We start from the raw sequence: 12,880 nt of genomic DNA on the forward strand, positions 1-12,880 counted from the left end.
CAGCGCTGGCCAAACCAGTACTTTCGAGACCTTGGGCTCTTCTGCCTTGTTGATGCCCATAGGGATCTACTCCAGTCCTCACGAGGTTAACCGCCGACTGGAGAGCCGGATGCGAGAGATCCGCACGTCCGGTTCGGAGGGAGGGGTGGCGCAAACCAATGCGCCATCCCTACCCCTATCAAGGAACAATACAGGAAGAAGTATTGCGACAATGGTGGCGTAAAATGAAATTGCTGGTTACTGGAGGCGCCGGATTCATCGGCACAAATTTTATCCGTTACGTTCTTGAACAGAGGCCAAACTGGCGGATCGTCAACCTGGATGCCCTCACCTATGCAGGAAATCTTGGTAATTTTTCTGACCTGGGTCCAGAACAGGCTGCCAGACACAGCTTTGTCCATGGCAATATTCAGGACAGATCTCTTGTCCAACATGTGTTTACTGAGGAGAATCCCGAGGCAGTGGTTCACTTTGCCGCCGAATCTCATGTTGACCGCTCTATCATCGGTCCCGAAGCCTTTGTACAGACAAATGTTTTTGGCACGTTTTGTCTGTTGGAAGAAAGTTGCAAGTATTGGCAAGGCAAAGGAAGGCCTGGAGATTTTCGTTTCTTGCATATTTCCACTGATGAAGTCTATGGTAGTCTGGGCCCGAAGGGCTACTTTACTGAAACAACTCCCTATGACCCATCGAGCCCCTATTCAGCATCAAAAGCAGCTTCCGACCATTTTGTCAGGGCCTATTTCCGCACCTATGGTCTGCCTACCCTTATCACCAACTGCTCCAATAACTATGGCCCCTATCAGTTTCCGGAAAAACTCATTCCTCTCATGATTCTCAATATGGTCGAGGAGAAGCCTCTGCCTATTTATGGCGACGGCAGAAATGTGCGCGACTGGCTCTACGTGCTCGATCATGCCGAGGCCCTGCTGAAAGTGCTGGAAGAGGGAAGGCCGGGAGAGACCTATAACATAGGGGGTAGAGTTGAGCGGCAGAACATTGAAATTGTTTATCATCTCTGCGATCTGCTTGATGCGAGATTGTCAAGATCGGGCGCCAAGTCGACCAGGAATTTGATTCGGTTTGTCTCGGACCGCCCTGGCCACGACCGGCGCTACGCCATCGATGCCAGCAAGATCAAGAAGGAGCTCAACTGGCTGCCGCGACACTCTTTTGATGAGGCCATAGCTAGCACTGTAGACTGGTATCTTGCTCACCTTGATTGGGTCAACTCGGTGCGCACAGGAGAGTATCGCCAATGGGTGCAGCTCAATTACCAGGGGCGTTGACCTGGTTGGCAGCGGTAAAGGCTCTCTTACTCGTTGGCGTTACGGTAGAGCTGGTGTGCAATAATATAGTCATGCACCTTCTCGGGAACTAGATGACGAAAAGGTTTCCCTTCTCTGACATACTGCCGCACAAGAGAAGAGGAAATGTGGCTGATTGCCGCCGGTGTTCTCAGTTGATGGATTCTCTCGGCGCACCTCTGCAGGAGCTGCTCTTGAGGCAGGACCAGGGGCCCCTGGCGAGGAAAGACAAGCAGCTGAAATGATGAGAACATCTGCTCTAGAGCAGCTGCCGGGTCATGGTACGGCCACGAAAGAATTCTTTCTGCCGCATCGCGACCGGTAATAAAGAAAAACTCTGTCCCGGCTGGATAAACTTGTTTAAGCGCGCTGCAAATATCCAGAAAAAGGCCATGGCTACAGAGGCCAATCGAAATGAAAGGGTATTCTTCCACAGCGAGACGCATCATTTCCAGCCGCTGCGGCAGGCTCGCCCCGAAGATGACCTTGTGGGGCGGTGTCTTTGATAATACCAGGAGCACTTCGTGCAGTTTGGCCTGGTCCCGTGCTGATTCTGACAATACCAGGTGGGCTCTGGTGATCGGGTTATAGCTGCCGCCGATTATCCCGAGGCGCCCTGCTCTTGTCCCGGGTGATATACCATGGACAGCCCGGACAGTGAAGTCAAGGATGGGGCTTGTTCTGCTCTTGTCAGGCGGGTTCACAGTTGAAGAATTCGTCATCTATCATAGCTCTCCGCATCCAGTCGAGGCCCGTATAGGCAGCGAGGGTCTTGTTTTCTGATCGGCTACCACTAAAACGGAATCGCTGCAGTCTAAATTTGTTCTTGTAGCTCAGAGCAATAAAAGTGGTACCCACAGGTACCCGGGAGCCGCCTGCCTCAGGTCCGGCGTAGCCTGTCACAGCCAGCATAATAGTTGCGTGGCTCTTTTGCCGCAGACCGTTTAGCATTGCTTCCGCTGTCTGGGCACTTACTGCACTGCAGCGGCAGATGGTTTCTGCTGGCACCTGCAGACTGGTTATCTTGGCGCTGTCGCTGTAGGTGACCAGACTTTCCTCGAAATAGGCAGAACTTCCCGGCACATTGGTGAGAAGATGGCTGATGAGACCGCCCGTACAGGACTCGGCAAGGGCCACGGTTTCTCGTCGTTCACGTAGCAGCCGACCTACCACCTTTTCCATGGTTTCGTCATCTTCTCCATAAAGGTGCAGCCCCAATTGCTGCCGTACTCTGGCCACGGCTCTTTGCAGAATTGCTTCTGCTTCGTTGTCGCTGGCTGCCTGGATGGTAAGTTGCAGAAGGACTTCAGGGAAGACAGGGAGCAATCCCAACTGCATGGCTGGATAGCGGCTGGAAAAATCAGCAAGGAGGTCATTTACTTGGGATTCTCTCAGACCAAATATCCGCAGGTGCCGCCACCTGTATACCTGCCGCAAGGGGAATGTGCTGCGCAACTTGGGCAGAACAAATTCTTTCATCATGTCGATCATTTCCTCTGGAACGCCCGGCAGGAAAAAAAGCGGCTTTGCCAGGTGGCGGAGATAGAAGCCGGCCCTTGGCCGCTGCAGGTCGATCCTTTGAGCTCCTTCGGGAAGGTCCGCCATTTTAGCAATCCTCGAGGTCATTTGCAGATTTTTTTCTTTTAAATGCTGCGACAGGACTTCCCATGAACATGGATCCCGACGAAGATTCAGCTGCAATGCCTTGGCCGCGGCAGGGACAGTGAGGTCGTCGTCTGTAGGGCCGAGTCCGCCGGTTATTATCACGAAGGAGGCCCTGGTCAATGCTTGCCTGATGGCGGCTACAATATCCTCTTGGTCGTCTCCTACAACTGTCACCCAGCGCAGAGGGAAATGTGCCGCCAGCAGTACCCTGCCTATATAGGCGGCGTTGGTATTGGTAACCAGGCCAGAAACAAGCTCATTGCCAATGGTAATCAATTCTCCTTGCATATGTCTCATTCTTGCTGTGCAGTGTTCGCTCTGCTCTATTGTGCTCCAGAAACAAGAGCAAGCACACCTCTGAGAGCCAGGTTGGCAAAAATGCCTGCAAGCACATCATCCAGAACCACAGCCAGTCCGCCGGTGAAACGTTTTTCCAGAAGGCGGATTGGTGGTGGTTTGATGATATCAAAGAATCGAAAGAAGATAAAACCGAGTGCCAGAGAAAAGAAGTCTAATGGCACAAAGAGCAATGTCACCAGAAAACCATAGATTTCATCTATTACAATCGCCCTTGCATCAGTGCGTTCAAAAAGAATTTCAGCTCTGCCAGCACAAAAGACCGCCAGGGGAAAGAACAGCAGCAATAGGACAAACTGGACACCGTCCCCTGTCTTGTGGGCCAGCAGCACCAGAGGGGTAGAGAACAAGGTTCCCCAAGTGCCGGGCATGTACGGCAGAAAACCGGCAAAAAAACCAGAGGCCAGAAAAATTATCAGATCATTTTTGCGGGAACGAAGGTGGGACACTGGCAGTCTGCCTTTCCGGTCTGGAGTTTCGACTTCGACCAGGTGCCCAGAGATAAAGGGCAGCCCTCTGCAGAAGACTCTCTCTCCGGCGATTACCTGCTCGGCCAAGGCATCAAGGCGACGGTTGCTCAGTGAGGCTCTTCTTTTGCCAGTCGAGCTCTAGCGCGACACACGGCCTCGTCGTAAACCTGTAGCAGTGGAACCTGGTGGCGAGCAGCTGCTCGGCGACAGTCTTCATATTCAGGCGCCACTTTGGTGTAGCCTGCAGGATTCTCGGCAACTTTTACCGCAATACGCCCATAGGATGTGGCTACCCGTATGATGCGTCTCGGCAGACTCAATCGCTCTACCCGGGAGAGGCGCACCCCTAGACTGCTGGTTTCATTGAGCAGGATGTCCACGAGAGCATGCTGCACTCCTGCCGGCGACAGGATCTGGAGGAGTTGACCCGGACGATTCTTCTTCATAAAGGTAGGCACCATACAGACGTCGAGCGCACCTGCCTCCAGGAGACGCGACATCAAGTAACTGTAGATTTCCGGGTTCATATCATCCACATTTGTCTCCAGGAGAAGGAGTGTTTCGCTGACAAGCGAGGATAACTCATGGCCCGTCACCAGTCTGAGCATGTTGGGAGGATGGTCTGCTGGATGTTTTCCCACGCCATAGCCTATACAATCGACAGCCATTTTGGGAAACCCACCAAAGCGGCAGCACAGGGTAGTAAGGATGGCTGCGCCGGTAGGGGTGACCAGCTCCCTGGCCTGGCTGCCATCATAGACCGGCACATTTTTCAACAATTCGAGAGTGGCAGGCGCTGGCAGCGGCAGTAGACCGTGGGTGCTCTGGATGCAGCCATGGCCTAGGGGTAAAGGCGATGAATAGCTGCGCTGAATATTCAAGAGCTCCATGCCAATGCAGGTGCCCACCACGTCCACGAGGGAATCCACCGCGCCAATTTCGTGAAAATGGACTTCGGCCAATTCCATGCCGTGCAATTTGGCCTCTGCTCTGGCGATGCGGCGCAGCACCTCAATGCTGGTTTCTTTTACCCAAGGTGACAGGGTGCTGGCGGCGATGAGTTGCTTGATTTCAGACCAGGAGCGTTGCTGAGCCGGTGCCTCTTGCGTTATCACCCTGACTCTGGTGCCAGTGATCTGTCCCCTCTTTTCACGTTTGCTTTCCAGATGATATGGTTCCAGCGGCAAGCGAGCCAGCTCTCGCCGGAGGACATCCAGGTCTAGACCAACGTCTATCAAGGCGCCGAGGATCATGTCGCCACTTATGCCGGAGAAACAGTCAAAGTAGGCTATTTGCGGCATGGGGTCTCCGGGTTACCTTCCCTCACAGATCAGTCCGAGGTGGCTTTGCCTGTTGTCTGGCTCGCAAGCGGTGCAAGGGGGCCTTTCACAAGTTTACAATGGCCGGCAGAGATAATGGTGTATTCGTTCTCCGATTTGGCTGGCAAACTGCCGGAGGAAATGAAGCAGATGTCCGCCGCATTGATGAAATTCAACTCTTACTGGAAGGTGAAGTGGGAGGTGCGCAAATAACGATCAATCATGCGGCTGTAGTATGATGATACTTCACGATCATCTGCCTCTTTGTAATACACTTGCCTCTTGCCGTCATTGACCTCTTCCCTTCTGACAATAGCACCTTTTTCGCAAAAGAACTTGAGCGCGTTTTCAAAGGTAATGCGAGAGATGCTCTCGAAGCGTTCAACAATTTCTTGTTTATAGAGTCTGGCAGCCAGGGAATTGATTTTTTTCTGAAATTCCTTTTCTGAATATGACTTCTTGCTGAGGTACTTGGTGCTCTTCAAGACGATCCAGTAGGCTTCGAAGTAGCTGCGCAGCAGACTGGCAAAGGAGGACAATGCCTTCAAGCCCCGATGGGAGATGCGATACCTTTGCTCGAGGTCGTCCACTGCGACTATGAATCCCTGCGATACGAAGTAGGACAGCAAATTGCCGATAGTTGCCGACAAATCCTCATCAGCGTTGAAGACGAACTCAAATTTGAAGAAGTCTCTGAAGAAGATAAAATCCTCCTCAAGACCTTTTACGTCGAATTCAAAGCTCTCTCTCGCCAGAATGGCAGTGGCAACATAAGCTGCAGGCAGGAGGAAGTGCATGATGTTGTTCTTGTAGTATTCGAGGCTCAGACGGCTGGAGTCATCCATGGTGTAGATGCGCTCCTCGTCGTCAGTTTCATCCTCGTCTGCCAGCAGTTCTATCCACTTGCTTTTTTCCATGAGAGCAAAGGTGTCTTGTACCGTTTTGTCCAGATCCTGCAAGGTATCTGCCATTTCAACGCCGCGATATCGCAAGAAGTCGTAGTAGAGACGAATGATGAGCTTTGCCTCGGCAACAGAAATTCCTTTCTTGGGGGTGGTGAGAAAGGCTGCAGCCACCAGAGCAAAGGGGGTTACAATGGAGGCCTCGTTAATGCTGTGAATAATCCGCCATCCCACGTCCCTGTACATGGCGTGGCGTTCCTTGGGCTTCATGGTGGCAAAATCCAGTTGAAAGTGCTCCATGTAACTTTTCAAAGAAATTGGCGGCGCAAATTTCACGTAGACCTTGCCATAGCGTTTTTTCAGAAAACGGTGAGCCCGCACCAGCTGGCCAAGATTTTCTTTTTCCTTGCTGCTTCCTTTGATCTCTTTCAGATAAGTTCCCTCTTCCAGCACCCTATCATAGCTGATTGCAGTGGGGACAAATATGAGATCATCACAATAGCCCTCTTCTACCGCCTGGATGAGGATGGCTAGCAGGCCTAGTTTGGGCAGAACCAGTTTGCCCGTTCTACTCCTGCCGCCTTCGATAAAGAATTCAATATTGTAACCCTCCTGCACCAGGGTCTTTATGTAAGTGGAGAAGACTTCAGCATAGAACTTCTCACCGCGGAAGCTCCGTCTGATAAAAAAAGCACCCGACTTGCGAAATATTGGCCCGAGGGGCCAGAAAGCCAGGTTCTTGCCGGCAGCAACAAAGGGTATGGACAGATTGTGGCGGTAGAGCAGATAAGAGAGGATGAGATAGTCGATATGGCTCTTGTGGCATGGTATGTAAACGAGAGGAGCCCGTTGGGCTGCATGTTTGATGCGCCGCAGAGATTCCACGTCTAGATCGATTCCATCAAAGATGGTATTCCACATCCAGGTGAGAAAGCGATCCCAGAGCTGCACATAGGTCAGATTGTAATCGGTGGCAATCTCCTGCAAATAGCCGTCAGCCTGCCGCCGGACTGCTTCAATGCTCTTTTTACTGGAACGGGCCCGCCGCTCCATAAACTTCTGCAACTGTTTGTTGTGCAGGATGATGTCTTTCATTTCCAGGCGGCTCTTCATCACCGGTCCCGTCACCACGCGGCGATGTCTGTCGAGCCGATCGATCAGTTCCCGTCTGAGGCGAAAGGCAAGATCCTCGTCTCCCTGGTTTTGTTCCTGTTCGTTGGCAAGCCACTCCTGCAAACTCAGAGGTTCTGCTACCTCCAGGACGTTGCGTTTATAGTTGCGAATAAAACCGACAACCTTGCGTAAACGGCCAGGCCTTTCCTTGTCACCGAAGAAGATGTCGATGAGATTTTTCTCTCTTCTCTCTGGGGCCTTGCCGTGGAATACGACGCTTGGCACCACAATGATGGGGAAGTCGAGCTGGCGCTGCTCAGCTATCAGCAACCGCAGGGGATCTTCCCTCTGAAAGGCAAACCGTCTGTAGTATCCTACCTTGCCCACCAGAAAAAGGACCAATGGTTCGCGCTGCCTCAGTTTGTCGCGGTAAAGGCCGGTCTTGTAAGGGTCTGGAAGATGGTGCTCCTTGAGGTAGTGCCGCAGGTATGAAGCGAGTAGCCGCAAAGAATCCCACACTGGCAGCCACAGGAGCAGGCGCATATCAAAAACTGTTCGTGGCGGACGCAAGCCAGCCTGAGCAAGCCTGCTGTTGAGGAAAAGGAAATCCAGTTGACTGCGGTGTTTGATGGCGTAGACCAGAACCCCTTGCTGTTCTAGGTCGGCAAGCAATCGTTGTTCGCTTTCCAGAAAAGATGCCCTGCGAAAAATTTTGTTGAGAAAGAAGCCAAATAGCGATGGGATGCTCGGCTTGAGCGTGTAGCCAATGTCTTTCTGTGGCTTTGCCTGGGCTCCTGGGGGGCTGGGTGGGCGTCCTTGTGTGTTGTTGGGAAAGGTCATACAGTAAGCTTTATATATCAAGCGATTTGCTCTCAGTTTGCTTGAAGTAACCTTAGCAGATTTATCGAGGAAAACCAAACGGTTTTTGAGGAGAGAGCCCGCTTGCCAAAGACATGGCTTCAGGAGAACGCTAGAAGGAGGAAAAGATTATTTCTTTGCAAGAAAACTTGGCAACTGGATATCATTTTGTTCGAGAAAGAGCAAATGACGTCCTTGGAGGGCGGAAGAGTATCTCATTTATCTGTGGACACCGCCGGATGGCACGGCCAACAGCCTGGATCAGTCCTGCATAATGATGATGGCTTTGTTAGGACATTTATTAGCTGCTTCCAGGCATTTCTGTTCGAGATTACGGGGAATTTCACTCTTGATCACGTATGCTTTCTTGCTTCCTTCATGGAAGCGGAATATTTCTGGACACACCTTGACACATATCCCTGCCACGTCACATCGTCTGGGGTCAACCATGGCCCTCATAGATCCTCCTGTAGCACCCTACAACTGCCACCTTTGTATTGTCCATTATCCTGCTGACAAGATTTTCCAAGGATAGTCAGGCGGCCTTTTCCACTTTGACTGCACACACCTTGTATTCAGGTATCTTGGCAATGGGATCATGAGCAGGATTGGTGAGGATATTGGCGCAGGTCTCAGCAAAGTGGAATGGCAGGAATACCACCCCTTTTTCCACCCGTTCAGTGAGGGTTACCTTCGCCTCCAGCTGACCTCGCCGTGAGGCAACTCTCACTGGTTCGCCTTCCAGCACACCCAGTTGCCGGGCGTCAGCCGGATGCATCTCCAGTCTTGCTTCTGGTATTTCCGCATGCAGCGAAGGTGAAATTCGGGTCATGGTGCCCGTATGAAAATGGACATGAACCCGACCAGTGCTGAGCCAGAAAGGATATTCTCCGTCGATTTCTTCGGCCGGCGGCTGGTACTCAATAGCGTGAAAAAGGCCGAGGCCGCGAGCGAACTTGCCTTGATGCAAGAACTTGGTGCCTGGATGCTCCGTGTTCGGGCATGGCCAGGACAGCCCTTCTCCCTGCAAGCGCTCGTAGGTAATACCACCATAAGAGGGTGTGAGGCTGGCGATCTCCGCCATGATTGCCTCTGCATTGTCATAGCTCATGGGATAGCCAAAACGCGTGGACAGCTCCTGGATGATTTCCCAGTCAGGTTTGGAATCTCCGAGTGGTTCTATAGCCTTGCGCACAAGCTGGACCCTTCTTTCTGTGTTGGTGAAGGTGCCATCCTTTTCAGCAAAGGAAGTTCCGGGAAGCACCACGTGAGCCAACTGTGCCGTCTCGGTGAGAAAAATGTCCTGCACCACAAGGAGTTCAGCATTCTTCAGGGCCTTTTCCACATGACTGGCATCAGGGTCGCTCACCATGGGGTTTTCACCTATGGCATAGAGCGCTTTGACCGAGCCATCCGCAAGGCCGGCAAGTATGCCGGGGATGGTGAGTCCTATCTGGTCAGAGAGCTTGGCATTCCAGGCCTTTTCAAATTTGACTTGATTGTCGATGACGTTTACTGCCTGGTAGCCTGGATAGACATTTGGCAGGCCACCCATATCGCAGGCGCCCTGAACATTGTTTTGCCCTCGCAAGGGGTTGACCCCGGTGGACTCCTTGCCCACATTGCCAGTGAGCATCGCCAGATTAGCGAGAGACTTCACATTGTCTACCCCGGTGGTGTGCTGAGTGATGCCCATGCAGTAGACAATGGATGCCCGCTCGGCCTTGGCGTAAAATTCAGCGATTTTTTCAATATCTTCTGCAGACACCCCGGTAATTTTAGCCACTTTTTCCGGGGGATAACCCTGGAGGACTTTTTCAAACTCTGCGAAGTTTTCAGTGCGCTCGGCGATAAACTCCTGATCGTGCCAGCCTTTCTGGACAATGACATGCATAATGCCGTTGATCAGAGCCACATCAGTTCCCAGGTTGTGCCGGGCGTAAAGATCTGCTTTCAATGCCAGCTGGATCTTGCGCGGGTCAGCCACCACCAGCTTGGCTCCTTTGGCCTTGGCACGATAAATGCGTGTTGCCACCAGTGGATGTGAAGAGGTGGTGTTGGAGCCGATGACAAAAATGCAGTCGGCGTCCTCCAGTTCGCCGACGGAGTTGGTCATTGCTCCACTGCCGAAAGAGGCGGCAAGCCCTGCCACCGTAGAGGAGTGTCAGAGACGGGCGCAGTGGTCCACATTGTTGGTTCCCACTGCGGCACGAGCGAATTTCTGAATAAGATAGTTCTCTTCGTTGGTCAGTTTGGCCGAAGCGAGAAAGGCGATGCTGTCACTGCCGTGAGATTCTTTGATTGCCTGCAGTCTGGAGGAGGTGTATTCGAGAGCTTCATCCCAGTCGGTTTCAACAAGCTCCCCGTTCTTGCGTATCAGCGGTTTTTTAAGTCTGGTGGGATGCTGGATGAACTGGTGAATGTTCCAGCCCTTGACGCAGAGTTTTCCCTGATTCACGGGACTGGTCTTGGAAGGAATGGTGCCTATAATCTGGCCATCCAACACTTCCAGGTACAGACCGCAGCCGCAGCCGCAATAAGCACAGGTGGTGAGTACAGTGTGATAGTCCATGGTGGCGACTCCTTAAATTTGTTTCCACCCTGATGATAGTATTTTGTGGTGATGCTTGTCAATAATGAGGCCTTCTGCTCCCGAGACGCGGGAGAGAAAAGAAGCTCCCCTCCTTGCTCCCATGACAAAGGCAGCAGTGGCCAGAGCATCAGCTGCCATGCCTGAAGAGGCTTTCACAGTGACACTGGCAACATTGTGCACTGGAGCACCTGAAGTAGGAGAGATGAGGTGGTGAAACATTTTCTCGCGATCGAAGAAAACTTCATAGTTTCCGGAAGTGGCCACAGCACCGGAGTCGAGCCGGATTTCATCCAGGCATTTGTTGCGATGCCAGGGATTTTGAATGGCGATCTTCCAGGGGTTCTTTTTGCCTTTGCCGCCGTGCACCACAATGTCTCCCCCGGCGTTGATGAGAGCATGCTGGATGCGATTTTTCTGCAGGACCTGCATGGCCTGGTCAATAATATATCCTTTGGCAATGCCGTCTAGAGTGACTCCCATGCCGGCTCTTTCAAAAGAGATTGCCTGTTTCTGCATCCTGAGATGCGCACTGCCGATCCTGGTCTTTACCTCCAGGAGCGCCTCGGCAGTGGGAGGTGTTTGGCGAGTTCGGAAACTCTCTCGATAGAGATCCACAAGCGGTTTCACAGTGATGTCAAAGGCACCACCACTCAATTGGTAATAAAGAAGCGAGGCAGCGAATACGGTCATCACTTCAGGAGGAACGCCGCTGACAACCCCGCTGTCGTTCAGACGTCCGATATAGGAGTTGTTCTGGAATCTGTTCATAAAGGCAGTGAGGCGATTGATTTCGGCGAAGCTTTCTTCGAGGGCCTCTTCTGCCTGTGCTGGAGATGGATGGAAGACGATCATGTTTACCACCGTTCCCATGGCCAGCCGGCTCTTGCTGACTTTGTGGAGGGAACGGTCAAATTTCACTGCTTCCGAGGGTAGAGGAAAGTTCATGCTGAGGGCGGTGAGTCCCAGAGTGCCGCTGAGGGCGAGGAAGTGTCTGCGGCTGATGTGGTGTCTGCTCTCTGAAAAAGATTCTTTCATTGCCTGCCACCTCATTCGTTTGCAATTGCTTTGTTGGTCTGCTCAGTGGCCAGAGCATGTGTTGCCGCTTTGGCCTCAGGTGTTTCAGCCTCCTGACCCATCACTTTTGCCACCAACTTGTAGAGACTCTTGAGCGGGATGTCAGCCGGACAGACTTCCTCACAGAGACCGCAGTAAATGCACAAGGAACGTCCTACCATGTGAATGGCTCTGGTCATTAGAAAATTAGGATTGGCTGGCGGGATTTCGCCACGCGGGATGAGGGAGGCTTCCTCGAGAGTACATTCGTCGCAGTAGCACACAGGACAGATGTTGCGGCAGCCGTAGCACTTGACGCAGCGGTCGAAGGTGTCGAACCATTCTTGCAGTTCTGCCAGGATGTCCACCCCGGTTGTGGCAGCTGCTTTGTCTCCTCCAAAAGGGAGTGCAGGTTCTCCAGCCACGGCAGCGTCCGGATACGGCTTCCAACAACCGTGTTTTTGGGCAAGTTCAGACGGACAGCAGAAACCCACCGGGATTACTCGGTCCCGGTGCAGTTTGCTGACTGCAAAGAGTTGCTGCAACCCCCTCTCGTCGCATCCTCTGACCAGCACGGCAAAGGTGTCGGTGGGGTATTTATGTGCAAGCTTCGTCAAGATCTTATCCAGGGGATAGCGACTGTCTCCTTGCTCCCGGTAGTCGGCTAGAGACAAACTATCAAGTTCTTCAGCCTTGGTGAAAAGATGGGGGCCTACGTGCGAGTCGTGTTCTCTCAAGGCAAGAAAGCCCTTGATTTTCCCCTCGGCAAACAGATTTGCTACATACTCTTTGATGGTGTCTTTCATCAGCTTTCCTTGATTAATCTGGTAATCTTGGGAATGGTTTCTCCAGTGTGCCCGAGTCTTCGGTCTTTTCTTTTCACTAGAAGAAAGGCGAGCCCGAAAAAAAGGGCTCCGCCCATGAAAGAGGACAGTTCCGAATCCATGTTTAGTTTTGGGGCTAGTTGTTGGCCTAAGGCGGCGCCAGTTATGAGGGCCAGGATGGGAAACATGTACACCAGAAAAGACAGTTTCACCAGAGACTGCTCTTGCAGAGTCAACAGTACCTGATCTCCTACCTTGGCATTGATTATATTGATGGCTTCAACTTCCATCTCTTTGCCGCCGCCGAGGACTTTGCAGGCGCCGTGCGAACTGCATGATTCACACATGGTACTTCTCTTGGTGACCACCCAGGCTCTATTGCCCCTGGTTCTCTTGACTGTACCTTCTTCGTTCAACAC

Annotated in this window: 11 protein-coding genes; 1 reads left to right on the forward strand and 10 read right to left on the reverse strand. The window is 52.2% G+C overall.

Going from position 1 to position 12,880, the window contains the following annotated elements; all coding sequences use genetic code 11:
* Nucleotides 1-224 precede the first annotated feature (224 nt).
* Entirely contained in the window at nucleotides 225-1,289 is a 1,065-nt protein-coding gene (gene rfbB / locus JRI89_03935) for a dTDP-glucose 4,6-dehydratase (GenBank protein ID MBW2070386.1), read from the forward strand.
* Nucleotides 1,290-1,315: 26 nt separating this feature from the next.
* Here the strand turns inward: rfbB and JRI89_03940 are convergent, their stop codons facing one another.
* From JRI89_03940 to JRI89_03985, 10 genes are all read right to left on the reverse strand, one after another.
* Nucleotides 1,316-2,029: a nicotinate-nicotinamide nucleotide adenylyltransferase gene (locus JRI89_03940; GenBank protein MBW2070387.1), complete on the reverse strand. Its 714-nt coding sequence runs from the start codon at nucleotides 2,027-2,029 to the stop codon at nucleotides 1,316-1,318.
* Nucleotides 1,998-3,269, reverse strand: coding sequence for a CinA family nicotinamide mononucleotide deamidase-related protein (locus JRI89_03945; protein MBW2070388.1), 1,272 nt, complete (start codon nucleotides 3,267-3,269; stop codon nucleotides 1,998-2,000). The genes JRI89_03940 and JRI89_03945 overlap by 32 nt, the downstream gene beginning before the upstream one ends.
* Nucleotides 3,270-3,295: 26 nt before the next feature.
* Nucleotides 3,296-3,778, reverse strand: a complete 483-nt coding sequence (locus JRI89_03950) for a phosphatidylglycerophosphatase A (protein MBW2070389.1) — start codon at nucleotides 3,776-3,778, stop codon at nucleotides 3,296-3,298.
* Between the two features lie 128 nt (nucleotides 3,779-3,906).
* Entirely contained in the window at nucleotides 3,907-5,100 is a 1,194-nt protein-coding gene (larC, locus tag JRI89_03955) for a nickel pincer cofactor biosynthesis protein LarC (protein ID MBW2070390.1), read from the reverse strand.
* 197 nt (nucleotides 5,101-5,297) lie between these two features.
* Nucleotides 5,298-7,994, reverse strand: coding sequence for a 1-acyl-sn-glycerol-3-phosphate acyltransferase (locus JRI89_03960; protein MBW2070391.1), 2,697 nt, complete (start codon nucleotides 7,992-7,994; stop codon nucleotides 5,298-5,300).
* Nucleotides 7,995-8,252: 258 nt separating this feature from the next.
* Nucleotides 8,253-8,450, reverse strand: coding sequence for a ferredoxin (locus JRI89_03965; GenBank protein MBW2070392.1), 198 nt, complete (start codon nucleotides 8,448-8,450; stop codon nucleotides 8,253-8,255).
* Nucleotides 8,451-8,526: 76 nt separating this feature from the next.
* A complete protein-coding gene (fdhF, locus tag JRI89_03970) occupies nucleotides 8,527-10,563 on the reverse strand; it encodes a formate dehydrogenase subunit alpha (protein MBW2070393.1) in 2,037 nt (678 codons plus the stop codon).
* Nucleotides 10,564-10,575: 12 nt separating this feature from the next.
* Entirely contained in the window at nucleotides 10,576-11,619 is a 1,044-nt protein-coding gene (locus tag JRI89_03975; GenBank protein MBW2070394.1) for an FAD:protein FMN transferase, read from the reverse strand.
* A gap of 11 nt (nucleotides 11,620-11,630) precedes the next feature.
* Nucleotides 11,631-12,443: a 4Fe-4S binding protein gene (locus JRI89_03980; protein MBW2070395.1), complete on the reverse strand. Its 813-nt coding sequence runs from the start codon at nucleotides 12,441-12,443 to the stop codon at nucleotides 11,631-11,633.
* Nucleotides 12,443-12,880 carry a SoxR reducing system RseC family protein gene (locus tag JRI89_03985; GenBank protein ID MBW2070396.1) on the reverse strand — a complete coding sequence of 146 codons (438 nt, stop codon included), beginning with the start codon at nucleotides 12,878-12,880 and terminating at the stop codon, nucleotides 12,443-12,445. Before JRI89_03985 ends, JRI89_03980 begins: the two co-directional genes overlap by 1 nt.

The sequence above is a fragment of the Deltaproteobacteria bacterium genome (assembly GCA_019309045.1).
In the GTDB taxonomy this organism is placed as follows: domain Bacteria; phylum Desulfobacterota; class Syntrophobacteria; order BM002; family BM002; genus JAFDGZ01.

What these genes read in the sequence shown, in the direction of transcription:
- rfbB (MBW2070386.1), top strand. Translation starts at nt 225, where the DNA reads ATGAAATTGCTGGTTACTGGAGGCGCCGGATTCATCGGCACAAATTTT.
- JRI89_03940 (MBW2070387.1), bottom strand. Translation starts at nt 2,029, where the DNA reads ATGACGAATTCTTCAACTGTGAACCCGCCTGACAAGAGCAGAACAAGC.
- JRI89_03945 (MBW2070388.1), bottom strand. Translation starts at nt 3,269, where the DNA reads ATGAGACATATGCAAGGAGAATTGATTACCATTGGCAATGAGCTTGTT.
- larC (MBW2070390.1), bottom strand. Translation starts at nt 5,100, where the DNA reads ATGCCGCAAATAGCCTACTTTGACTGTTTCTCCGGCATAAGTGGCGAC.
- JRI89_03965 (MBW2070392.1), bottom strand. Translation starts at nt 8,450, where the DNA reads ATGAGGGCCATGGTTGACCCCAGACGATGTGACGTGGCAGGGATATGT.
- JRI89_03975 (MBW2070394.1), bottom strand. Translation starts at nt 11,619, where the DNA reads ATGAAAGAATCTTTTTCAGAGAGCAGACACCACATCAGCCGCAGACAC.
- JRI89_03980 (MBW2070395.1), bottom strand. Translation starts at nt 12,443, where the DNA reads ATGAAAGACACCATCAAAGAGTATGTAGCAAATCTGTTTGCCGAGGGG.